Source organism: Micromonospora kangleipakensis (assembly GCF_004217615.1).
GTDB lineage: Bacteria > Actinomycetota > Actinomycetes > Mycobacteriales > Micromonosporaceae > Micromonospora > Micromonospora kangleipakensis.
On the sequence record NZ_SHLD01000001.1, the window covers coordinates 4,703,140 to 4,726,140 of the forward strand.

The 23,001-nt window shown below is 68.0% G+C and carries 23 protein-coding genes and 2 pseudogenes; 16 read left to right on the forward strand and 9 right to left on the reverse strand.

The genetic code is table 11. From position 1 onward, the window contains the following. Positions 1–34: 34 nt before the first annotated feature. Positions 35–1,750, forward strand: a complete 1,716-nt coding sequence (locus tag EV384_RS22625; protein ID WP_130336338.1) for an aldehyde dehydrogenase family protein — start codon at positions 35–37, stop codon at positions 1,748–1,750. Positions 1,751–1,862: 112 nt separating this feature from the next. Here the strand turns inward: EV384_RS22625 and EV384_RS22630 are convergent, their stop codons facing one another. Continuing rightward, the gene (locus EV384_RS22630; RefSeq protein ID WP_130336340.1) at positions 1,863–2,084 is read right to left on the reverse strand and encodes a virulence activator alpha C-terminal domain-containing protein; all 222 of its coding nucleotides are present in this window, start codon (positions 2,082–2,084) and stop codon (positions 1,863–1,865) included. Positions 2,085–2,373: 289 nt separating this feature from the next. On the opposite strand from EV384_RS22630, the gene EV384_RS22635 reads away from it, so the two are divergent. The 3 genes and pseudogenes from EV384_RS22635 to EV384_RS22645 all read left to right on the forward strand — a co-directional run. Next, a complete protein-coding gene (locus tag EV384_RS22635) occupies positions 2,374–4,107 on the forward strand; it encodes a GMC oxidoreductase (protein WP_130340749.1) in 1,734 nt (577 codons plus the stop codon). Positions 4,108–4,273: 166 nt separating this feature from the next. Then, positions 4,274–6,073 carry an alkyl/aryl-sulfatase gene (locus tag EV384_RS22640; protein WP_130336342.1) on the forward strand — a complete coding sequence of 600 codons (1,800 nt, stop codon included), beginning with the start codon at positions 4,274–4,276 and terminating at the stop codon, positions 6,071–6,073. A gap of 176 nt (positions 6,074–6,249) precedes the next feature. Next, positions 6,250–6,396, forward strand: a pseudogene (locus EV384_RS22645) (IS6 family transposase); the annotation flags it as partial. A 313-nt stretch (positions 6,397–6,709) separates the two neighbouring features. On the opposite strand, the gene EV384_RS22650 reads toward EV384_RS22645, so the two are convergent. After that, complete coding sequence (locus EV384_RS22650) at positions 6,710–7,348, reverse strand: TetR/AcrR family transcriptional regulator (RefSeq protein ID WP_207232417.1); 639 nt, start codon at positions 7,346–7,348, stop codon at positions 6,710–6,712. A 52-nt stretch (positions 7,349–7,400) separates the two neighbouring features. Between EV384_RS22650 and EV384_RS22655 the strand changes: the two genes are divergently transcribed. After that, entirely contained in the window at positions 7,401–8,534 is a 1,134-nt protein-coding gene (locus EV384_RS22655) for an FAD-dependent monooxygenase (protein WP_130336344.1), read from the forward strand. 302 nt (positions 8,535–8,836) lie between these two features. Here the strand turns inward: EV384_RS22655 and EV384_RS37350 are convergent. Beyond that, positions 8,837–9,016, reverse strand: a pseudogene (locus EV384_RS37350) (hypothetical protein); the annotation flags it as partial. A 132-nt stretch (positions 9,017–9,148) separates the two neighbouring features. Next, positions 9,149–9,529, reverse strand: coding sequence for a hypothetical protein (locus EV384_RS22665; RefSeq protein ID WP_130336346.1), 381 nt, complete (start codon positions 9,527–9,529; stop codon positions 9,149–9,151). Between the two features lie 443 nt (positions 9,530–9,972). Here EV384_RS22665 and EV384_RS22670 point away from each other — a divergent pair, with 443 nt between their 5' ends. From EV384_RS22670 to EV384_RS22690, 4 genes are all read left to right on the forward strand, one after another. Then, on the forward strand, positions 9,973–10,581 hold the full coding sequence (locus tag EV384_RS22670) for a dihydrofolate reductase family protein (RefSeq protein ID WP_130336348.1): 609 nt from the start codon (positions 9,973–9,975) through the stop codon (positions 10,579–10,581). A gap of 53 nt (positions 10,582–10,634) precedes the next feature. Further along, positions 10,635–10,958: a YciI family protein gene (locus EV384_RS22675; protein ID WP_130336350.1), complete on the forward strand. Its 324-nt coding sequence runs from the start codon at positions 10,635–10,637 to the stop codon at positions 10,956–10,958. Next, positions 10,955–12,184, forward strand: a complete 1,230-nt coding sequence (locus EV384_RS22680) for an RNA polymerase sigma factor (RefSeq protein ID WP_130336352.1) — start codon at positions 10,955–10,957, stop codon at positions 12,182–12,184. Before EV384_RS22675 ends, EV384_RS22680 begins: the two co-directional genes overlap by 4 nt. 1,000 nt (positions 12,185–13,184) lie before the next feature. Further along, complete coding sequence (locus EV384_RS22690; protein ID WP_130336354.1) at positions 13,185–13,859, forward strand: cytidylate kinase family protein; 675 nt, start codon at positions 13,185–13,187, stop codon at positions 13,857–13,859. Positions 13,860–14,340: 481 nt separating this feature from the next. Here the strand turns inward: EV384_RS22690 and EV384_RS22695 are convergent, their stop codons facing one another. Both EV384_RS22695 and EV384_RS22700 read right to left on the reverse strand, forming a co-directional pair. Then, positions 14,341–15,300 (reverse strand): quinone oxidoreductase family protein, encoded by a 960-nt coding sequence (locus tag EV384_RS22695; protein ID WP_130336356.1) that lies wholly within the window; start codon positions 15,298–15,300, stop codon positions 14,341–14,343. After that, positions 15,300–15,545, reverse strand: a complete 246-nt coding sequence (locus EV384_RS22700) for a hypothetical protein (protein WP_130336358.1) — start codon at positions 15,543–15,545, stop codon at positions 15,300–15,302. Before EV384_RS22700 ends, EV384_RS22695 begins: the two co-directional genes overlap by 1 nt. Before the next feature lie 69 nt (positions 15,546–15,614). Here EV384_RS22700 and EV384_RS22705 point away from each other — a divergent pair, with 69 nt between their 5' ends. After that, positions 15,615–16,247, forward strand: coding sequence for a TetR/AcrR family transcriptional regulator C-terminal domain-containing protein (locus EV384_RS22705; protein ID WP_130336359.1), 633 nt, complete (start codon positions 15,615–15,617; stop codon positions 16,245–16,247). Positions 16,248–16,842: 595 nt separating this feature from the next. Here the strand turns inward: EV384_RS22705 and EV384_RS22710 are convergent. Then, a complete protein-coding gene (locus EV384_RS22710; protein WP_130336361.1) occupies positions 16,843–17,229 on the reverse strand; it encodes a hypothetical protein in 387 nt (128 codons plus the stop codon). Between the two features lie 67 nt (positions 17,230–17,296). Here EV384_RS22710 and EV384_RS36240 point away from each other — a divergent pair, with 67 nt between their 5' ends. Then, a complete protein-coding gene (locus EV384_RS36240) occupies positions 17,297–17,770 on the forward strand; it encodes a hypothetical protein (RefSeq protein WP_242624214.1) in 474 nt (157 codons plus the stop codon). Positions 17,771–17,887: 117 nt separating this feature from the next. Here EV384_RS36240 and EV384_RS22720 read toward each other — a convergent pair whose 3' ends face one another. Both EV384_RS22720 and EV384_RS22725 read right to left on the reverse strand, forming a co-directional pair. Then, positions 17,888–18,490 carry a hypothetical protein gene (locus EV384_RS22720; RefSeq protein WP_130336363.1) on the reverse strand — a complete coding sequence of 201 codons (603 nt, stop codon included), beginning with the start codon at positions 18,488–18,490 and terminating at the stop codon, positions 17,888–17,890. A gap of 181 nt (positions 18,491–18,671) precedes the next feature. Beyond that, positions 18,672–19,082 (reverse strand): hypothetical protein, encoded by a 411-nt coding sequence (locus tag EV384_RS22725; protein ID WP_242624215.1) that lies wholly within the window; start codon positions 19,080–19,082, stop codon positions 18,672–18,674. Between the two features lie 193 nt (positions 19,083–19,275). Here EV384_RS22725 and EV384_RS22730 point away from each other — a divergent pair, with 193 nt between their 5' ends. The 5 genes from EV384_RS22730 to EV384_RS22750 all read left to right on the forward strand — a co-directional run bounded on the left by EV384_RS22730 (position 19,276) and on the right by EV384_RS22750 (position 22,943). Beyond that, positions 19,276–19,713 carry a DUF6228 family protein gene (locus EV384_RS22730; RefSeq protein WP_130336365.1) on the forward strand — a complete coding sequence of 146 codons (438 nt, stop codon included), beginning with the start codon at positions 19,276–19,278 and terminating at the stop codon, positions 19,711–19,713. A 139-nt stretch (positions 19,714–19,852) separates the two neighbouring features. Further along, positions 19,853–20,710, forward strand: coding sequence for a hypothetical protein (locus EV384_RS22735; protein WP_130336367.1), 858 nt, complete (start codon positions 19,853–19,855; stop codon positions 20,708–20,710). Further along, on the forward strand, positions 20,689–21,099 hold the full coding sequence (locus EV384_RS22740; protein WP_207232418.1) for an IS110 family transposase: 411 nt from the start codon (positions 20,689–20,691) through the stop codon (positions 21,097–21,099). The genes EV384_RS22735 and EV384_RS22740 overlap by 22 nt, the downstream gene beginning before the upstream one ends. 114 nt (positions 21,100–21,213) lie before the next feature. After that, positions 21,214–22,509 (forward strand): IS256 family transposase, encoded by a 1,296-nt coding sequence (locus tag EV384_RS22745; RefSeq protein WP_165439937.1) that lies wholly within the window; start codon positions 21,214–21,216, stop codon positions 22,507–22,509. 62 nt (positions 22,510–22,571) lie between these two features. Continuing rightward, positions 22,572–22,943 (forward strand): transposase, encoded by a 372-nt coding sequence (locus EV384_RS22750; protein WP_278045685.1) that lies wholly within the window; start codon positions 22,572–22,574, stop codon positions 22,941–22,943. Positions 22,944–23,001: the final 58 nt, after the last annotated feature.

Below are 23,001 nucleotides of genomic sequence, written 5' to 3' on the forward strand. Positions count from 1 at the left end.
CCGCCGACCTCATTGCCGCCAAGGACCTCGCCAAATGAGTATCAGCACTGCAACGACCGCGCAGCTGGACCAGATGATCGCCGCGTTGCGCGACGGTGAGCATCGCTGGGCCGGGGAGTCGCTCGCCTCACGCCGCGACCTGCTGCTGCAGGTGCATGCGAACGTCGCCGCTCAGGCCGAGGAGTGGGTACGCGTCGCCGGTGGCATCAAGCAGCTGCCCGCCGGTTCGCCGCTGCTGGGCGAGGAGTGGACCAGCGGCCCGTGGGCGGTGCTCGGCTACGCCGGGGCGCTGTCCGACACGCTTGCCCGGCTGGAGGCAGGCCGTGACCTGCTGGCCGGGTACCCGGTCGGCGCCGCGCCGGGCGGGCGCGTCTCGGTCGACGTGCTGCCGCACAACGTGTTCGACCGGCTGCTGCTCAGCGGTTTCCGGGCCGAGGTGTGGATGGAGCCGGGTGTCACCGTGCGGGAGACCCGCGAACGGGCCGGTCTGGGCCTGCTCGCGCCCGAGCAGACGGCCGGAGTTGCCGTGGTGATGGGCGCGGGCAATATCACCTCGATCGCGCCACTGGACGTGCTCTACCAGCTGTACGCGTACAACCGGGTGGTCCTGCTCAAGCTCAACCCGGTCACCGACGCGCTGCTGCCGGTGTTCGAGGCGGTGTTCGCGCCGTTCATCGACCGCGGCTACCTGCGCATCGTCACCGGCGACGCCAAGGTCGGCGACCACCTGGTGACCCACGCCGGCGTCGACGCCGTACACATCACCGGCAGCGAGGCCACCCACGACGCGATCGTCTGGGGTGCGGGCGAGGCGGGTGCCGCGGCGAAGGCCGCGGGCACGGCGCGCCTGGACAAGCCGGTCACCAGCGAGCTCGGCGGGGTGTCGCCGACCGTTGTGCTGCCCGGCCGTTGGTCCGCGGCGGACATCCGTTTCCAGGCCGAGCACATCGCCACCCAGCGCCTGCACAACAGCGGCTTCAACTGCATCGCGGCGCAGGTCGTCATCGTCAGCAAGGACTGGCCGCAGAAGCAGGAGTTCTATGCCGCGTTGCGTGCCGCGTTCACGAACGCGCCCGCCCGTCCCGCCTGGTACCCGGGCTGCGACGTCCGGGTGGCCGAGGCGCGGCGACAGCACCCCCGTTTCGAGGCCGTCGGCGGCACCGCCGAGCGCACCGTGCTTTGGGGCCCGGACCTCGGCGACGACGCGGAGTCCGCGTTCGGCACCGAGTACTTCGGCCCGGTCTTGGCCGTAGCCGAGCTGCCCGGCACCGGCCTTGCGTTCCTGAACGCCGCGGTCGACGTCGCGAACGAGCGCATGCACGGCACGCTGGGCGCCAACCTGATCATCGACCCCCGCACGCAGCGGCAGCTGGGCGCGCACCTGCGCGAGAGCATCGCCCGGCTGCGCTACGGCACCATCGGCGTCAACGCCTGGACCGGCGTGGGCTACCTGACCGCGCGCGCCACCTGGGGAGCCTTCCCCGGGCACACGCTCGACGACATCCAGAGCGGCCGCGGCGTGGTGCACAACTCGCTGCTGCTGCACCGTCCCGAGCGGACCGTGGTGTACGGCCCGTTCCGGCCGCTGCCGCGCTCGGTCATGACCGGCCAGTTCAGCCTCACCCCGAAGCCGCCGTGGTTCGTCACCAACCGCACCGCCGCGACGACCGGCCGCCGCCTCGTCGCGTTCGCCGCCCGGCCCCGCTGGAGCGCGCTGCCGGCCATCTTTGCCTCTGCGCTGCGGGGGTGAACCGTCCGTCCCGGCGTCGCGGGGCGGCGCCGGGACGGGCCCGGGGACCCCTCTGCCACAGCGCTGCGGCGTTGCCCGTCAGATCCTGAACCGACAGGCTGTTCACGCGCGGTCACGGGTCCGGTAGGTCCCGCACCGTCTGGGTCAGCCATTCGATCCAGAACGTCTCCATGGCGATTCCCGCGCGCAGAATCGCGTGCTGCAACCGGTCGTCCCCCTCGCCCGTCTCGGGTGGGAAGTCGCGCCGCTCGATCTCCTGGTACTGCATCAGTTGCCGCTGGTGCAACGTCAGATGACGGCGCAGCTCCTCGCCGAGCCCGGTGGTGGCCGACATTGATCGCTCGGGCCGCGGTTCGCCGGCCCGAGCCGGTCCTCGCCGGAGGACGGCCCACCTTCCTGCCGTCAGGCTCTTGCCCTGCCGATCAACAATAACGATACTGTCGTTAACGCATTTGTCGTCTCGGAGGTCACGTCGGACATCACTGCCGCCACCGAACCCGGCCCACGCTCTACGAGCCGCTGATGCACGGCGCTGACGGTTGACGCCACCCGGAACGATCACTGCCTCAACCGGCCCCAGCGCTGATCACCGTTCTGACACTTCTGCGGAAGGTTTGCATGTCATGAGTGCTCACGACTACGACGTCCTCGTCATCGGCTCCGGCTTCGGTGGATCCGTCAGCGCACTGCGTCTGACCGAGAAGGGCTACCGGGTCGGGGTGCTCGAGGCGGGCCGGCGTTACACCAGCGAGGAGCTGCCCAAGACCTCCTGGGACGCGCGCAAGTTCGTGTGGGCCCCGGCGCTGGGTCTGTACGGCATCCAGCGGATCCATCTGCTGCGCGACGTCGTGATCCTCGGAGGCGCGGGCGTCGGTGGCGGTTCGTTGAACTACGCCAACACGCTCTACGAGCCTCTCGCACCGTTCTTCACCGACCCGCAGTGGGCCCACATCACCGACTGGCAGGACGAGCTCGAGCCGCACTACGACCAGGCTCGACGCATGCTCGGAGTCACCATGAACCCCACCGTCACCGAAGCCGACAAGGTCATCAAGTCGGTGGCCGACGACATGGGGGTCGGGGGCACGTTCACCCTGACCCCGGTGGGAGTGCTCTTCGGCGGGAAGCCCGGCACCGAGGTCGAAGACCCGTTCTTCGGCGGCGCCGGACCCAAGCGCAACACCTGCATCGAGTGCGGCTCCTGCATGACCGGATGCCGCTACAACGCCAAGAACACCCTGGACAAGAACTACCTGTACCTGGCGGAGCAGAACGGCTGCGAAATCCACGCGATGACCACAGTCGTCGACGTCGAGCCGCTGCCGGCCGGTGGATACGCCGTCAACACGGTGACGACGGGCAAGTCCGCGCGCCGCAAGCGGAACAGGCGCACCTTCACCGCCGCGCACGTAGTGTTCTCCGCCGGAACCTACAACACCCAGAAGCTGCTGCACCGCCTGCGCGACACCGGGTCGCTGCCGCACATCTCCGGCAAACTCGGCCAGCTCTCCCGCACCAACTCCGAGTCCATTCTCGGCGCCAAGGCACGAGCCAAGAACCCCGCCTACACCCGCGGGGTCGCGATCACCTCCTCGATCCACATCGACGAGCACACGCACATCGAACCGGTGCGCTACGGCAAGGGCAGCAACGCGATGGCGTTCCTCCAGAGCGCGCTCACCGACGGCGACCAAGGCCGCCCCCGCTGGATCACCTGGCTCAAGACGCTGCTCACCCAACCGCGGCAGTGGACCTGGTTCTCGCCGAAGAACTGGTCCGAGCGGACCATCATCCTGCTGGTGATGCAGGCCCTGGACAACTCCATCACCGTCCATGGGCGCCGTACCCGCTTGGGCGGCTACAAGCTCACCTCCGGCCCCGGCCATGGCGAACCGAACCCGACCTGGATCCCCGCCGCCAACGACGTGGCACGCCGGGTCGCTGCGAAAATCGACGGCGTTGCGGGAGGCACCGTCGGGGAGATCGCCAACATCCCCATGACGGCGCACTTCATCGGCGGCTGCCCGATCGGCGACTCTCCCGAGACGGGCGTCGTCGACCCGTACCACCGGCTGTTCGGCCACCCGGGCATCCACGTCGCCGACGGCTCGACCGTGTCGGCCAACCTCGGCGTGAACCCGTCGCTGACCATCACCGCCCAGGCCGAGCGCGCCATGTCCTACTGGCCAAACTGCGGCGAGCCCGACCCGAGGCCCGCTCTGGGCTCCGCGTACGAGCGCCTGGCCCCGGTCGCACCGGTCCGGCCTGCCGTTCCTGCGGGCGCGCCGGCCGCCCTGCGCACGGCTGCCGCCACGCCGTCATCGGCCGACAACCCGGCCCCACCATCCTCACGATGAGCTCGACCGCGGCGGGCGTTCGTGCCGGAGGCAGGCACAACGCGCCTGCCTCCCGCCAGGCACGCAGGTCGGCCGTCAACCGATCATCGGGAAGGCGTACCACCCCTGCCGACCCGACTCACAGGTCTCAAGCATTTCTCAGGCGTACACGGACGGAGGTTCTGCAATGGACGATGCACTCGACTTCGGCGATCGGACCGATTTCGACAACGCCGACAAGGGCTTCGTCGCGGCGCTGAAGCCTGGCGTCGTCACGACTTCGGACGGGCGAATCGTGTGGGACGCCGAGGCATACGCCTTCCTCGCAGACGACTGTCCGGACACGGCGAACCCGAGCTTGTGGCGGCAGGGCCAGCTGTGCGCCCGTCAGGGCCTCTACGAGGTCGCCGAGGGCATCTACCAGGTACGCGGCCTCGACATCTCGAACATGACCGTCGTCGAAGGCGACACCGGAGTGATCGTCATCGACCCGCTGCTCAGCACGGAGACCGCCGCGGCGGCGATCGGCCTGTACCGGGCACACCGCGGCGACCGTCCCGTGGCCGCGGTGATCTACAGCCACTCCCACGCCGATCACTTCGGCGGCGCTGCCGGCGTCACCGACGGCAGCGTCCCGATCCTCGCGCCGGTGGGCTTCATGGAGCACGCCGTGGCGGAGAACGTGTACGCCGGCACGGCGATGACCCGCCGGGCGATGTTCATGTACGGCGCGACGCTGCCGACCGGGCCGGCCGGGCAGATCGGGTTCGGGCTGGGGCTGGCCTCCTCCGCGGGGACCGTGTCGCTGTTCGCGCCCACGGTGCACATCACGCACACCGGGCAGGAGGAGACCGTCGACGGCGTGCGGATCGTGTTCCAGCTGACGCCGGGCACCGAAGCGCCGTCGGAGATGAACTTCCTGTTCCCCGACCGCCGCACCCTGTGCATGGCCGAGAACGCCACGCACAACATGCACAACGTGCTGACCCTGCGCGGCGCCCTGGTACGCGACGCCCGCATCTGGTCGCGGTACCTCACCGAGGCGATCACCATGTTCGCCGGCCAGGCGGATGTCCTGTTCGCCTCGCACCACTGGCCCACCTGGGGCCACGACAACATGATGCGGTTCCTGTCCGAGCAGCGCGACCTGTACGCCTACCTGCACGACCAGACGCTGCGGCTGCTCAACCAGGGCTACACCGGGGCCGAGATCGCCGAGCTGATCCAGCTCCCGCCGGGCTTGGACACGGCGTGGCACGCGCGCGGCTACTACGGCTCGGTGTCGCACAACGTCAAGGCCGTCTACCAGCGGTATCTCGGCTGGTTCGACGGCAACCCGGCCAACCTGTGGCAGCACCCGCCGGCCGAGACCGCCAAGCGATACGTCGACTGCTTCGGCGGTGTCGACGCCGTCCTGGCGAAGGCGCGCGACTACGTGGCCGGCGGGGACCTGCGGTTCGCCGCGCAACTGCTGCAGCACGCCGTCTTCGCCGACCCGGATCACGGCGACGCGAAGGAACTGCTGGCTCAGGTGTACGAGAGGCTCGGTCACGGGGCGGAGAACGGCGTCTGGCGCAACTTCTACCTCACCGGCGCGCAGGAGCTGCGCCATGGAACCAAGATGACGACGATCGACCTCGGCAGCGGTATGGCTGCGGTGCTGTCGGTCGAGCAGATCTTCGACACCCTGGCGATCCGGGTCGATGGGCCGAACGCCTGGCACGACACGATCACCATCGACTGGACGTTCACCGACCTGGGCGAGTCGTATCGGACGACGTTGCGCAACGGAGTGCTCATCCAGCAGCAGAACCCGCCGGCCGGGCAACCCGATCTCAGCCTCACCCTGACCAAGCGGGACCTCTTGGGCATGCTGGCCGGCAAGGGCCTCAGCGGCATCGCCTACGACGGTGCCCCTGACGCTCTCAAGCGCCTGCTCGGCCACCTCGATGCGCCTGACCCGAGATTCGCGATCGTGACGCCCTGAACTCTCGGGTTTGTACGACAAACGGTGTAAGCACGAGAAGTCGATCATCGTCAGCGCGCCCGCCAGACGGCCGGAAGGGGCGGTGAGGATTTCACGGCAGGGCTCCGATGCGTTGAGCGTTGGCAAGATCGAGGCAGACTTGAGCAGTGAGGTCATCGAGCCAGCCTGACCCGTGGCTGCCGCCGAAGTCGGCGTTGGCCGGGTTCCGGTTCCCGACCGAGGTGATCGTCGCGGTGCGCTGGTATCTGCGGTTCAACCTCTCCTATCGCGATGTGGAGGAGCTGCTGGTCGAACGTGGCGTCGCGGGTCTGCACGAGCAGGTCGCGCACCTCGCCCGTACCAATCACCCGCGGCCGATCAACCGATCCTGTTTCCAGGACCACCCCGCCGTAGAAGCCCTGATGGAACGTGCCGACGATGGATACGCCCTCCTTGCTACGTCGCATCTCCGCGTCGACCCTGAGCTCGTCGAAGCCAGATCCGGATGTTTCGTGGCAGTCGCGGCCTCGGCTGCTCCCTGCACGAATACCCCCCGTGACAGAGGAACGAGCGCCCTATATGAGAGTGCGCAGGTAACGGCCAGGCATCTCGGCGTGAGCGCAGAAGGTGCTGTCCGTTGGGGGATTCGTGTGCGGATCAGACTAGGCCGGACAGCAGCGCGGCAACCTCATCGGCGAGCGCGACGTCGGGAGTACCCGGCAGGGAGAACGCCGATTCGACCGTGGCCGAAAGCAACCGCGCCCGCTCGTCGCGCGTACCCGTTGAACCGACCGTACGCTCGGCGTAGATGAAGCCCTCGAACACGGACTGGAAGGCGTAGGTCAGCTCCGGCGTCGCCAGATCTGTACGCACCAGGCGTCGCGCGGCCAGAACGTCTACATAGGACGCCATCACCTTGTTGTGCCGGCCGCCGTCGTAGCCGGCCTCGGAGCCGACGAGCTTGCCCCACATCTGCACATCGCCGACCACCATGCCGTACAGCAGCGGGCGGCGCAGGATCGCCAGGAAGAACTCCGCGGCGAAACGGTGCAGCAGCGCGACGGCGGGGTCGGCGCGCAGGGCGGTCACCATGTCGGCGATCGCGCCGCGTACCTCGCGGGCGAACACGGCAGCGAACAGCTCCTCGCGCGTCTTCCAATGCAGGTAGACAGTGCCTTTGCCGATGCCGGCGGCGCCGGCGACGTCGTCGATGGTGACGCGGCGGTAGCCGTGCCGGAGCAGCATGTCGGCAGCGACTTCGAGGATCTTCGTCTCACGATCGGTGCGGGCAGTCACACCGACATCCTAACACTTGACCAGATTTCAAATTTGGTCATACAGTCAACCCATGACTGCGAAGACGGTACTCATCTCCGGCGCCGGCGTGGCCGGCCCGACCCTCGCGTACTGGCTCGCCCGCAACGGATTCGCGCCGACGATCGTCGAGCGCGCCGCCGGCCAGCGCTCCAGCGGCAACCCCGTCGACGTACGCGGACCGGCATTCCCGATCGCCGAGAAGATGGGCCTGCTCCCCCGGCTGCGTACGGCCGCGACGGCGACGACCGGCCTCGCCTTCATCGACGCACAGGGACGGCGCAAGAGCCGCGTCGACCTGTCGGTCAACCGGGCCACCGAGGTCGAGGTGCCCCGGGCCGACCTGGCCGCGATCATCACCGACGCCGTGACCGGTAGCGCCGAGTTCATCTACAGCGACTCCATCTCAGCCCTCACCCAGGACGGTAGCGGCGTCGACGTCACCTTCGAGCGGGATGCACCGCGCCGGTTCGACCTGGTCATCGGCACCGACGGACAGCATTCGATGGTCCGGAGGCTCGCCTGGGGACCGGAGACGGACTTCGTCAGGCACCGCGGGCTCTACGTGGCCACCCTGCCCGTCGAGCGCGAGCTCAATCCGACGACCGACGTGCTGCTCTACGGCATGCCCGGCCGCCTCGCCTCCGTCCATCCGGTGCGCGGCCACGGCGGTATCGCGGCGTTCATCTGGCGCAGCAAACCCGTGCCCGGCTACGACTACCGCGACACCGCCCAGCACAAGCGCACCGTCGAGCAGGCGTACGCGGGCGGCAGCTGGATCGTGCCCGAGCTGATCGAGCGTGTACGCGATGCCGGAGACCTCTACTTCGATGCCGTCAGCCAGGTACGCCTCGACACCTGGTCCCAGGGGCGCATAGGACTGCTCGGCGACGCCGCGTCCTCGGTGTCACTGTTCGGCGACGGGTCGAGCCTGGCGATGGCGGGGGCGTACACGCTCGCGCGCAGGCTGGCCGAGCACCGCAATGACCTCGGGCAGGGCCTGAAGGCCTACGAGCACGAGCACCGCAAGCTCATTGCGCCCAAGCAGAACGGGTTCGCCACGGCCGCCACGCTCATGGTGCCGGCCACCCGGCTCGGGGTGGCCTTGCGCGACAACGGCGCCCGCCTGGTCACGGGCTGGCAGCGGCTGAAGGCCAGCGCAAGGTAAGATCAATTCACGGAGCACCCGCTGTTCGAAGACCGTTCGATCAACGAACAGCGCCAACAAGAGCTCCCGTCGCAAAGCGACGCGGGCCATGAAGTTGTCCGGTCACCGTTCCCTCGACGGGCAACTTGATCAACATCCGGACATCGGCAGTTTCGGATGTGCACCACCACCGGAACCTCCAACGCGCGACCAGCGGCAGATCCGGACGTGGAAATGGACCATGACCGTGTTGATATACCAAGGTCGTACGCGCTGTTAAGTCTGGCCCTGGTTCAGACTGGTCGGACGTCGAGGACGTGCAGCTACAAGCGCGGTCCCTGGCTTGTTTCACCGCGGTGCACGAGTGGCGCGCGGTCACCCTGGAGGGCGGCCGTCAACTGATCCAAGCCCAGCGAACCCAGCTCCAGCGCCTGACGATGGAATGCGCGCCGGTCGCCGGGGAAGGACGAGCGGCCTGCCAGCCACACCCGCTCACCCACCTTGCGCGGCAGATCAGCGCGCTACGACACGTCGGACGAGCCGGCCGAAACATGACATGCACGTGGTCAGCGGCATCTGTGTGCGTCAGCACGGACGGCGGTTCAGGGCGGCCGCCCGCTCGGCGGAATGGGCGATCATCCGGGAATCTCCACCCAGCGGGCGGCTGCCTCGAAGGTGTCCGCCGGGGTCGCGTTGAATGCAATCGCTGCGTCGGGAGCATGCCGACGCACCAGGTTGACGACGCGTTCGAACAGTTCCAGCTGATTGCGCACACCGCCACCAATGACGACGCATTCCCAAGGCTGCGCGCAAAGGGCGGCGGTGACGACCGCCTCTATGTCGTCGCTGCCGTCGAGACCGAACAAACAGAACTCAGTCCCCACGCCGTGTTCGGTGAAGCGGGTCCGTCCGACTTCGATGCCGTCTGCTACCGGCTTGGGGTCCCAAGGCCCGGGCACCCGATACGGATCGAGTCCGATCACGAGCACGCGGGGTGTGAGGGCCGGTGTGTCCACTGCTGAAGACTATGTCGCGGTTGTGCGGTCGTCACCCCGACGGCAGCCTAGCAGCGGGATCAACTCGATCCGTCGGTGCTCGCGGCAATCGTGCTCTCATCGGCAAGGCAGGACGCCGCGAAGCGCGGCCACCGTCCGGCCCATCGGTACGGACAGTGACGACCTCGGCAGCGGCAGCGCGCACGACCGGCGGCATGTGCGGACGACTAGTCAGGATCTTCGTGATCGGTCGATCTGGTCCAGGAGCTTGTCCGCGCTGGGCGTGCTTGAGGAGGCGGAGCGCAGTCGCTGCGAAACTGTCGTGTTGTCGGAGCGATGACGACCGGCGTCCCGGAAAATTCCTCAAAGAAGTCCGGGAGGGGGTGTCGGATCGGGGCGGTGGTGTTCGTAGCTGGGGTGAGGCCGCCCACAAGGGGCGGCGCCAAGGCAAAGGAACCGCGATCATGAAGCTGACGACCATGACCCAGGTCACCCTCGATGGAGTGATGCAGGGAAACGGCGCCGCGTCGGATGACCGCAGGAACGGATTCGAGCGCGGCGGATGGGCCCGGGGGGCGGGTGACGACGAGACCAGGACGTTCATCACGCAGACCTACCAGCGCGCCGACGCGTTCCTGTTCGGCCGGCGCACCTACGAGTTGTTCGCCGGCTCCTGGGGATCAATCGACCAGATGCGCGCACATCCCATCGGCGTGGCCTTGAACGAGGCCCCCAAGTACGTTGCCTCGACCACGCTCACCGCGCCGCGTTGGGAGGACACGACCGTTCTCCGCGATGACCTCGGGGCGGCCATCAGTGAGCTGAAGGCCAAGCCCGGGGGTGAGCTGCAGGTACACGGCAGTGGCGCCCTGACCCGGTGGCTGCTGGAGAACGATCTGGTCGACGAGATGACTCTGATCGTGATCCCGGTGATCCTCGGCCAGGGCGCGAGACTGTTCCCGGAGACCGGTCCGGATCTTGCGCTCGACCTGGTCGAGTCGCGGGTCGACTCGAAGGGCGTGACGATCCAGGTCTACCGGCCGGCCGGGCGCCCGCGGTATGCAACGGCCTGAAGTCCCTGACCGCCGAACCACGCTGTCTTGACACCAGAGGAGATGATCTTCAGATGCAGTACCTGGTTTCCGTGATCGATGACAAGAGCAATCCCGGCAGCACGGACAGGCGGCCTGCCATCAGCGCGTTCAACGAACGACTGATCGCCGAGGGCTACTGGGTTTTCGCGGGCGGACTCGCGGACACGAACGCGGCCACCGTCATCGACAACCGGGGCGAGCAGGCGGTGTTCAGCGACGGGCCTTTCGTGGAGTCGAAGGAGTACCTCGCCGGCGTCTGGGTGTGGGAGGTCCCCGATCTGGATGTGGCGCTCAATCTCGCCGCCGAGGCGTCGAAGGTCTGCGATCGGAAGATCGAGGTGCGGCCGTTCCAGTGAGCGACGTCGAGGAGGCGGTCACCCGGGCCCACCACGACGAGTGGGCCCGGGTGGTCGCCTCGCTGACCCGGCGTTTCGGTGACCTCGACATCGCCGAGGAGGCCGCGGCCGAGGCGTTCGCGACCGCCGTGGAGCGGTGGCCGGCCGACGGCGTACCCCCCAACCCCGGCGCCTGGCTGACCACCACCGCCGTTCGCAAGGCCATCGACCGGATCCGGCGCGAGAACAAGCGCGACGACAAGCACAAGGAGGCTCAGATGGTGTACGACAACACCCCACCCGAGCCTCTCGGCGCCATCGACGACGACCGGCTGCGGCTGATCTTCACCTGCTGTCACCCGGCGCTCGCGATGGAAGCCCGCGTGGCGCTGACGCTGCGCATGCTCGGCGGTCTGACCGTGCCCGAGATCGCCCGCGCCTTCCTGGTGCGGGAGACCACCGTGGAGCAGCGGATCACCCGCGCGAAGGCCAAGATCAAGGCGGCTCGGATCCCCTATCGCGTGCCGGCGGCCGAGGATCTCCCGGCACGCGTCTCCGGCGTACTCGCCGTGCTGTATCTCGTCTTCAACGAGGGCTACCTGGCGACCGGCCCCGACACCGATCCCGTACGTCACGACCTGACCGCCGAGGCGATCCGGCTCACCCGCCTGATCCGCGCTCTGCTGCCGGAGGACGGTGAGGTGGCCGGGCTGCTGGCGCTGATGCTGCTCACCGAGGCCCGCCGCACCGCTCGGGTTTCGGCCAGCGGCGAACTGGTCACCCTCGACGAGCAGGACCGTGGGGCATGGGACAAGGCGCTGATCGCCGAGGGTCACCGGCTCGTGCGCGAGCGCCTCGCCGCTGCCGGGGTGGCTCCGGGCCGCTACCAGATCCTCGCCGCGATCAACGCCGTGCACACCTCCGCCCGCGACATCCGCGACACCGACTGGTCGCAGGTCGTCGCCCTCTACGACCAACTCGTCCACCTCGACTCCTCGCCGATCATCGCCCTCAACCGAGCCATCGCGGTCGCCGAACTCGACGGCCCGGAGGTGGCACTGGCGGCCGTCGACCGTCTTGAGGACAAGCTGGCCGGCTATCACGCCTACCACGCGACCCGCGCCGACCTGCTGCGCCGGCTGGGCCAAAGTCAGCAGTCGCGCGCGGCCTACGACAAAGCCATCGAGCTGGCCGGCAACACCGCCCAGACCGCCAACCTGACCCGCCGCCGCGACCAACTGCGGTAGCGCCCACGAATCCCGATCGAAACCCCGCGCGCAGCGCCGGCCGGCCCCGACGCAATCAGATCGGCCCGATACCCGCATGAGATCGTCAGCTTCCACGGTCGGCACTGCACTGTCATCGGCACGACAGGACGCCGACCCGACCAAGCATCGTGACGTTGCGTAGCGCGCGACTCGCGGCAGAAGCGGATGTCGGCTGGAATGCCGATCGAGCGGGTGCGAAGTCCCATAGCGCCGGCAGAGCGGTGTCGCACAGGGCGCAGGTGAAGTCGCCGTCGCGAACGATGTTGCGTTCGCCGCAGGAAAGGCACCGGCGGAAGACGATCTTGACGCTGAGTTGCCGGGGTTCAGGCCGAGGCCGTCGAGCGCTTCGCCTACTGCCGTCCAGCAGTCGGGATCGGGGCAGTAGCCGGTCGACTGGTTGGTCTTGTCAAGCACGCGGCGAACATCGGCATCGTGCGTCAACGTCATCTCGCCCGCGGCGAGCACGTCTCGGCCGGCGGCCAAGGCGACGTGTTCGCTGCGGCGCGGGGCGAGCCTGAGGCGACCGTCGAGCGCCACGACGAAGGTGAACGGCCCGTCCAGCTCGGCTCGTGCACGCCCGGCGAGCCAGCGGTCAAGAGCGGCGCCAGAAACGACGATGACCGCCTCCGCTGCCGGAATTCTGTCGTGGAGTTCTGCCGGACCGACATAGCGGTACCGCCGCAGGCGCTTCATCGCGCGACGGTAGCGAGCCACGACGCAGCTCGTCGACTCAGCTCCGTTGCGCCTCGTCGCCCGGTGACCAGACGCCCGGCTGGTCAGCCAAGACGCGCAACTGGCGGTAGGACGTTCACGCAATGCCGCGCGACCAGCGCCGGCATGACAGTGCGTTTGCGCCACGACCGCAGCCACTTCCGCATGGGCAAGCTGGCTCACTCGGGCATTGGCAGGCGCGAAAAGGCTGACGCGCATAAGGTCGGCCCGACACGGCGACTTTCGCGAGACTGGGACGGGGCAGACCATGGACCAAGGCAACCGCGACGAGATGCTCGGCCTCCTGGCTGAGGCAGTCGGGTCCGTCACCGTCGCACACCCGACGCGGGTTGCCATCGACGGACCGCCCGCCGCAGGCAAGACCACCCTCGCCGACGAGCTGGCCGTCGTCCTGCGCGAACAGGGCCGCGACGTCATCCGCGCGACGATCGACGATTTCCTCTTCCCCCGGGCACAGCGCTATCCGCGCGGCGAGTACTCGGCCGAAGGCTGCTACTTCGACACCCACGACTACCACGCGCTGAACCGGGTTCTGCTCGATCCGCTCGGCCCCGGCGGAGATCGACGCTTCCAACACGCGGTCTACGAACGCACCGGAGATACTGCGCTGTCCCCGCCGGTCACGACTGCCACAGCCGACGCCGTACTGGTCTTCGACGGCGTCTTCCTCATGCGCCCGGAACTGATTGGTCGGTGGGACCTGCGCATCTTTGTGTCGACGGCACTCGAGAAAACGGTGGATCGTGCCGTGATCCGAGAGCGCCGGGTGTCGTCTCGGGCCGAAGTCGAACGGCGCTGGCGCGAGCGTTACATCCCCTCCCAACAGTTCTACTTCGCTACGGTGCACCCGACCGATCACGCCAACATTATCGTGCACAACGACGAGCCCCAACTGCCGGTCTGGAAGACCCAAACACACTGACCACACTCGATTCGGCACGACCGCGCGCCGTCACCCGTGGACAGCAGCTGCGCTCCGTGACGCTCGGCCGGCGGCAGAAGCGTGCACCCGCCCATAAGCGCGGGCTCAAAAGACGGCCGGAAAGTTAGGAACGAGTGGTCTGCGATGCGGTTCGGCTGAAGCAGCGTTTACCGGGCGTTCGAGGGGCGCGACGCGGCGTCGTCAAGGTGGAGAGCCAGAGCCGTCACTCATATCCCATGGCCGGGATGACCTTGCCGAGTGCTTCTTCGATGAACTCGCGGGTTTCGTCGTCGAATTGGTCGTTGCGGTTTGTCAGCTTGTGCGTTGAAGGGGTGGCCTGACCCAGATGGATGTCATTTCCGGCACCGACGTGGGAGCGCCATCGTTGCGGTTCTGGCCGGCCTTATTGAACCGCGCGAAGTACCGGATGTCGGCAGGCGCTGACTTGTGGCGCAGCGGCTACCGCGATCCGGCCTGCCGGTCACGGCACCACAACGAGCCTGCTGCCCCGGAGATCGGTGCGTTGCCAAGCGGTCTCGATCTCGCTCAGTGGGACCTTCACCACGTCGAACGTCAGCTCGCCGGATTGTGCCCACGTCACGACCCGGCCATACACCTCATGCATGGTCTCTGGGCCGAGCCCTTTGGCCGCACCGTAGATCTCGACCCCGGAGGTGCGCAGGCTCTCCGCAGCGAGCACGATCCCGGCGCCGGCCGACTCGCCGATCTGGATCAGCCGGGTCGGCTTCGGGAACGCGAATGACTGCGGGACCAGCGATCGCAACAGGATCTCGGTGGGCCGGCCCCAGAGGTAATCCACCACGACGTCGTAGCCATCCCCCTTGGCATCGAGGTACGCCTGCGTCAGCGCTTCGTCCGGCACGGCGGTGTTGATCACCTCGTCGGCGCCGAGGGTTTGTACCTCACGCAGTTGGTCGTCGTCGCGGCCGGTCGCGATGATCCGTCCGGCGCCAAGCAGCCGGGCCACCTTCACCGCGAGTCGCCCGGCGACCCCGGTGGCGCCCTGCACGAGCACGGTCTCGCCCGGCACGAAGCCAGCGGCGGTCTTGATGGACATGCCGGTGATCGCCGTGCCCAGCACGGTCGCGATCGCCGGATCGATACCCTCCGCGATCGGCACGTACGCGCCCTTGGGCACCACGGTTTTCTCGGCGAGCGCGCCGTAGGGCTGGCGTGGGTTGCCGAACCCGACGACGGTGCCGTCGGACAGTGCGCCGATGCCGTCGAAGGCGGGAATCGCCGGCAGCTGTGCGGTGTACTGCTGGCTCGCGTAGTGCGTGCCGGCCGCGATGCGCTTGTCGACGTTCTCGACCGCGACCGCTTGCACGTCGATGACCACCTCGTCGTCGCCGGCCACGGGATCCGGGAAGTCCTCGTAGCGAGGGATGCCACCGATCTCGTGCAACACCGCCGCCTTCATCACAGCTCCCGGCCGAAGAACGCCGCGATCCGACGCTGCCAGGCCCTCATGAACCGGGGAGGGCGGGCGGGCGAGTGGTTCCACCTGCGGTTCAGCGAAGGGCGAGGGGCGACGCCGGGGCGCCGCGCGCGGCCGTGGACTGCCGTGCCCTGGTGCCCGGCCGGCCGCTCGGCATGCGCGGGGACTCCGGGAATGCGATGTGTCGCCCAGTGCAGCAGGCCGCGCAACGAGCGCTCGTTTGTCATCTTCATCTCCCTCTCTATCAGTGATAGAGGCACTCTAGCACTGATAGAGTGCCGGCGGGAGGTACCGAATTGGCGCTAGACCGGCAGCGGATCGTCGCCGAGGCCGTCGCCCTGCTCGACGCCGAGGGTCTCGACGGCGTAACGACGCGCAAACTCGCCGCGCGGCTCGGTGTGCAATCGCCGACCCTCTACTGGCATCTGCCCAACAAGGCGGCCCTGGTCACCGCGATTGCCGACGCGATCCTCGACCAGCAGTTCGGCGACATGTCACCGCCCGAGCCGGATCAACACTGGCAGGACTGGTTGAGCGGCCTGGCCGAGCGGCTGCGCCGAGCGCTGCTCGCCCATCCGGACGGCGCCCGGGTCATCTCAGCCTCCCAGCTCTCCCTCAAGATGGCAGCGATCTCGGAACTGGCAATGAGTACCCTGGTGGCGCGCGGTATCCCGTTGCGACAGGCCCGCGTGATCGTCCTGACCGTCGAGCGCTTCACGGTCGGCCACGTCCTCGAAGAACAGGCCCCCCGCCCGGACGCGGACGCGCTGCAGCACTTCGACATGGCCACATTCGCCCAGCAGCACCCGACCGCGGTCGCCGCCATCGCCGAATACTTCCGACCCGGCCGCACCGTGGACGACCTGTTCCGCGACTGTCTAGACGTGGTCATCGAGGGCGCCGCGGTCAAAGCCAGGACCATCTCCTGACCGACCATCCGCACCCGACCCCGCGTGAAGCGCACGAGGAACGGCACGACATCACGCGGCAGGTCACCTGCCCGCCGGGCAAGACCAGCGCGTCCTGGAGCCCGCCCAGCGCGACCTGGGAAGATCCACTATGGCGACTTACGGATGCCATGCCGGTTCGACCGCGGCCAAGGAAATGCCACCACTTTGGGACTCACCCCGATGACACCCACTGAGACAAAACGAAAACCCCGAGGTCTCAGCCGGCCCATATGACATGAGTGTCGGGAACCCTACATCGGTGAGGGGAAAGGCATGGCGAGCAGTCAAACTCTCAGCCCGGCGCCTGTGCAAGCCATTTATCCCCTTCACCCGCTGCTACGGGCCGGACCCGCACCCGCCGCGCCGAGTGCGTGCCGGACGGCCGCCTCCAACAAGCGAGCAACGAATTATCGAAGCTTCCCAACGCGCCGCATCCCTCACACACTGATGCACTGATCTCGGCAGTTGTGGGTGCCGAGCGTCGGCCCGGCTCGTCACGCTGCGTTGCGCGGATCGCGGCAGATCCGGATGCCGTCGGCGGCCCCGCTCAGCGCGGTGGTGCAGGTCTGTTCGTTTAGAAAGGAATCTCCGTAGCGATGCATGCGTCGTCTGCTATCACCTCCACCGCCAGCTCTACTTCCGCGGCCGATCCGCCGGCGAACACCAGTCGGACTCGGCAACCCCTGCCGTGGCCGTCTATCACCGATGACCAATCCCATGTGCTGACAATGGCGAAGGACTCCACGAGCGCGAGGTGCCAATCCGGTTGGTTCATGCCGGGCAGTTCGGCGGCGCTCGTGTCGTCTCCGCCGCAGAGCATCGCGTCGGCGCCAGCGCGATCGCGTTCTTGCACGAGGGTCAGGTATCGGCCGATCTCCTTGTCCGCTTCGCGCGATTCGTTGCGGTCGGAGTACCGAGCGAACCCAAGCGGCAGCCCGCAGAAGAGGAGCAGGCCAGTCACTACCGCCAGGGTCCAACTGAGCCGGCGAGCCTTGCTCTTCGGCACGGACTGCGGTGGCGGATTGGACATGGTGGACGATCACATCGAGGCGGCCGTGCGAAGGATCACGACAGCGCCGGACCGGGTGGATCGCTACCTACCTATCAGCGTAGAGGGCGGACAATGCACGGACATCGGCAGATCCGGTTGCTCACCGACGAAGGTAGCGCCCGGACTGCGGCAGATCAGCGTGCTGGAGCCAGCGCACGCTTTCGTCATGCCAACCCGATACTTCCGCCGTCGTTGGGATGACTCGCGGGGCGACGAGTTCGACGGTTGGGGACACTCCGTCTGGTACTTCGAGGTCGATGACAGCGGCTGGCCTGTCCGCCAAGTGGAGGCGTACGACGCTGGCCCTCTGCTCGGCTACGGGCCCGACCATGAGGAAGACCAGTATGGAGGTCTGGGTCAGGTCAGCCTTGATGACCCGGAGGAGGACTGGATGGCGTGCATGATCGGCCGAGACGAGTTCGAACGCGCCTGGCACTCGGCCGGCGAGTAGGAGTCGGCGATCGCCATCGGGGCAGGAGCGTGTGCCACGGCATCTGGGGTCACCTACCGTGGCAACGCACCGACGACCGGCGCGCACGCAGGGCGTGCAGATTAGTGAACGTGGAACTCATGGGGCGAGGGGCGTCGGCCGATCGTCGAGCTCGCGGTGCCAGATCCGCTGCCAGCGTTCCTCGGCGGGATAGGCACGCCAGCGTGCGGCGGGGCCGTCCGGATGGACGCCACAGGTCGGGCATGCGCGGTCCGGGCGGCGCCGCTCGATGCCGCATACGAGGCAGTGCGTGTCGACGCCGATACCGGCCGCGTAACGGTCGAGGACCGCCTGGGCGACCGTGGCGAGCGGTGCCGTCGGGTGGTGCTCAGGGTCGGGACAGTAGGCGATCCGGGACCAGCCCCACGAGTTCCAGGGCGGGGGCGTCTGTGGGGTTCGCCTGCCAGTCGCCTTCTCTCGTCGCCGTCCGGCGGCATACTCCTGCGCCCGCGGCAGGACCACGTCGCGTGCCCGTTGTAGCTCGTCAACGGCGCGGACGAGTGCGTCGAGATCGTCGGCGAGCCTGCGTGGGATACGGGCGGAGACGACGAGGTGGTGCCAGGTGGCACGGAATCCGTACGGAGCACAGTGCAGCGTGCATTCCCGCAACGCGTAAAGCCTACGCTGCGGAGAAAGCGTGCTGTCACGGACGCGGCGCGCCTGCGCAGGGAAGCTGGTCACGGAACCAATCATGGCCCTCTTCGGAAGACGGCACGACCACGTTTCGGTGCCCTGGACGACCCACAACGCGGGACGAAACGTCCCGGTTCTTACCGGTACCAGCCGGCGATTGCACCACGACGCCTTCCCTGGGGCAGATCCCGATGGCTGTGCGCGCAGCAGAGGCCTTCCGTTATTGACGTCAGATCCACGTCCAAGGACGCATCGCTCTCCACAAACGTCCGCGCCAACGTGCGCGCCGTGGATGGAGGAAGACTTCTATGTCCCCCAGCGCGTCGTCGGCAGTACCACTGAGGTGTGGGATCGACCGAACTCGGCGCAGCGTGCCGACTACTCGGCCCTCGTCCAGTTGACGATAGACCCTCGCTATATGACCCAGACACGTTGCGGCAAGGGCGCTGACCTGATGGTCGTCGTGCGTGAGTAACTGAAGATGCAGTTCCTGTAGCTCTTTCCAGTCCCCGTCGCCGTACAGTGCGGTGCCGACCATGGCATTCAGTACGCCGGAAAGATCACCGCGATCGAGTGCTGCGTGCACCTCGGCCGGTGTCGCTGACGGCGGGTTGTGGAAGACATGATGCTCATGGGGCATAGGTCACATCCTTGCTCACCCTTGAGCCGGCACAGTGACTCGGATGTTGGGCTCACTCAACTCGGCACGACCGGACGCCGACCCGACCGAGCATCGTGACGTTGCGTAGCGCGCGACTCGCGGCAGAAGAGTGAGCCGCCGCGACGCGGGGAGTGGGCGTCAAAACATCGCGACGCCAGCGGGCGCCAGTGGCATGCTCTTCCCGGTGTTGAGGCAGTTGAATGACGGCGTCGAAATCACCGCCGAGGCGGGGCTTGGGTCCGTCCGTCTTCATAGCGCCGAGCGGCCGTGGAACGACGAGGTACTCGACCTGCGGTGCGAGCTGGCCGATGACGGCGTCCGTGCTGTGACCTCGGTCCGGACGCTCAATGTCGACAGGATCGTTTCGTGGGCAGCCGACCTCGCCGAGTCCTATGAGGGATGGGACGGCCTGCGCGCCTGGGAGTCACTAGAACACGACCTCCGCATCGACGCGACGCATGACCGACGAGGTCACGTCAATCTCCGTTTCGTCATCCGGGGCCCTCGGGGCTACGACCCGAGTGCGTGGGAGGCATCCGTCATGGTGACCCTTGACGCCGGCGAGGACATGCGACGTCTCGTCGCGGAACTCGGCGACCTGGTCTCGTAGCGCGGCTCCAAGTCGGAGGCGCGCGATCGGCGGCATGTGAGCGCCGTGGATCTGTGCGGCATGCCGCAGGCCCTTGTCTGATGGCTCTATCGTGACCCTCGCCGGTCGATGTGGCCGGGCACTGTTTGGGGAGTGTGCGGTGGGTCGGCGGTCGGTCGAGTGGCACGACAACGGCGCGCTGGTGTGGACACGGCGCCTGACGCTGATCGTGTCGGGTGTTGGGCTCGCGCTGTTGGGTGTTGCGGTGGTGTTGTGGGCGACCCGCACCCCGGCCGAGGCGGCCCGTGGGGACGCGGGATACGGGCTCCCAGCAACGTTCGGCGCGGTCGCCCTCATCGTGGCGGTTGCCGGGCGGATCAGCTCAGCAAGTGCGTTGCGCTACCGCAACGCGTCTCTTCCACCGGTACCAGCACCGTCCGCGGTGGTACACCACGTCGAGGCGCGGTCATGCTCGGTGCACCGCCGCAGCGGCATCGCCTATCTGATGATGGCTATCACTGGTGGTGGGCTCGTCTTGGCCGCTCTCGTTAACTGGGACACCCAGCCCCGCCTGGGCAGCCTGCTCGAACTGGTGCTGGCGGCCGCCTGTGCCGCTGGCTGCTACCTGGCCGGGCCGGCGGCCCGGTTCGTCATGACACCCCGGCACCTGCACATCGACACAGCGCTGCACCGGATCAGCGTGCCCCGTCACCTGCTCGGTCAGTTCTCCCGCCGCGGTGTCGAGGTCCGTCTCGACCTGACCAATGGCGACCACGTGTACTTCCGGGTCGACTCACCGCTGTGGGACCTGCGTGGGGGTCAGTACCGTACCAATGGCCGCTGCCAGGTGCGCACGGTCGAACGGATCGTCGCGATGCTGGGCGAGGTACCGCCCGCCACTCACACCGATGACGCGGTTGTCACCACCACCCGGGTCGGCATGATCGCTCTCGCGGTCGGGGCCGGAATACTGCCGGCCGCAGCTATCGTCCTGATTTGGCGCATCCGTTGGGAGTGAAAGGGTTCGCCTACCGGCGGGTGAAGAATGATGCCCGTGATGCCGCGGACCTGGCGGATCTGCTGCGGATGGGCAGGTTGCCGGAGGCGTATCCGGCGCCGCCGGCGGTGCGCGAGTTGCGGGAGCTGGTGCGGTATCGGGCCAAGCTGGTCGCGTGGCGCAGCGGGTTGAAGGCATCGGTGCATGCGGTGTTGGCCAAGCAGGGCGTGCACATCTCCGTGTCGGATCTGTTCGGCGTCGGCGGGCGGGAACTGCTGTCCTGCGCACCGCTGGACGGGGCGTATCGGGGTCGGGTGGACTCACTGTGCCGGCTGATCGACGCGGTTGACTTCGAGATCGACGCGGTCGGCGGACCGATCCGGGCCAGACTCGCCGGGCATCGCGGCTAGAGCAATGCTTGAAACCTGTGGATGACCTTGGGAGGGGCGTACCTTCCCGGGGATAGCCGATGAAGGTTTCCAGCAAGGCCCGCGCCTGCCAGCGCGGGTCGGGAAGGTACGCCCGTGCTCACGGTAGTCAACCCTGATGACCCCACGCCAGCGACCGGATCGGTCCCGGCCGGGACGGGTGGGTCGTTGATCGACGAGATCGTGCGGGACGGTGCCCGCAGGATGCTCGCCGCTGCCCTCGAAGCCGAGGTCGCTTCGTATATCGCGGCGCACACCGGCGACGTCGACGATGCCGGGCGGCGGTTGGTCGTGCGTAACGGTCACGCCCAGCCGCGGAAGGTCCTGACCGCGGCCGGGGCGGTGGAGGTCGCCGCGCCGCGGGTCAACGACAAACGCGTCGACGATGCCGGCGAGCGTCAGCGGTACTCGTCGGCGATCCTGCCGGCGTGGTGCCGTAAGTCGCCGAAGATCACCGAGGTGTTACCGCTGCTCTACCTGCATGGCCTGTCGTCGCAGGATTTCGCCCCCGCGCTGGAGAACTTCCTCGGCACCGGCTCGGGACTGTCCGCGGCGGTGATCACCCGGCTGACGGTGAAGTGGCAGGACGAGGCCCGCCAGTTCGCCGACCGCGACCTCTCGGGTGTGGACTATGTCTACCTGTGGGCGGACGGGGTGCACCTCAACGTGCGCCTCGACGAGGAGAAACTGTGCCTGCTCGTCATGATCGGCGTCCGCGTCGACGGCACCAAGGAACTCATCGCCCTGGCCGAGGGCTACCGCGAGTCGTCCGGCTCCTGGGCGGACCTGCTCCGCGACTGCAAACGCCGCGGGATGCGCGCCCCGGTCCTGGCCGTCGGCGACGGCGCGCTCGGCTTCTGGTCGGCGTTACGTGAGGTGTTGCCCGAAACCCGTGAGCAGCGCTGCTGGTTCCACAAGATCGGCAACGTCCTCGCGGCGCTGCCGAAGTCCGCGCATCCCGGCGCGAAGAAGGCCCTCGCCGAGGTCTGGAACGCCGAGGACCGCGACCACGCCCGCCGCGCCGTCGCCGCGTTCAAGCTCGCCTACGGCGCCAAGTTCGCCAAGGCCGTCGCCAAGGTCACCGACGACCTCGACGAGCTCCTCGCGTTCTACGACTACCCCGCCGAGCACTGGGTGCACCTGCGCACCACGAACCCGATCGAGTCGACGTTCGCGACCGTGCGGCACCGCACGAAGGTCACCAAGGGCCCTGGATCGAAGGCCGCCGGTCTGGCCATGGCGTTCAAACTCATCGAGGCCGCCCAGGCCCGGTGGCGGGCGGTCAACGCACCACACCTTGTCGCCCTCGTCCGCGCCGGCGCCCGCTTCGAACGCGGCCACCTCGTCGAACGGACAGATCAGGAACCCACCACCATCACTGCCGCAGCCTGATCAAAGATTTCTCATCCACAAGTCTTGACGATTGCTCTCGCGGCTATACCGCTATCCAGGCCATCCCTGGTGTCGGCCCGGTCCTGGCGGCGGTGTTCGTCGCCGAGATCGGCGAGGTCGACCGGTTCCCCGGCCCGGCGCAACTCGCCTCGTGGGCCGGACTGACCCCACGCCACCGCGAGTCCGACCTCGTCGTGCACCGGGGACGGATCACCAAGCAGGGCTCCACCCTCGTGCGGTGGGCCGCCGTCGAGGCCGCCCACGGCGTCCCACACGCCGCCGGCTGGTTGACCTCCACCCGCGCCCGCGTCGCTGAGCGACGCGGACGCAACATCGCCACCGTCGCGGTGGCCCGCAAGCTGCTCACCCTCGTCTACTACGGCCTGCGCGACGGGCACATCCGCGCCCTCGCACCGGCCCGAGCGGCGGCGTGAGCAGGTTCGGACGTGACCGGACGTGACCGGACGCGTGGTCGTGCTGTGTCTGACCCCC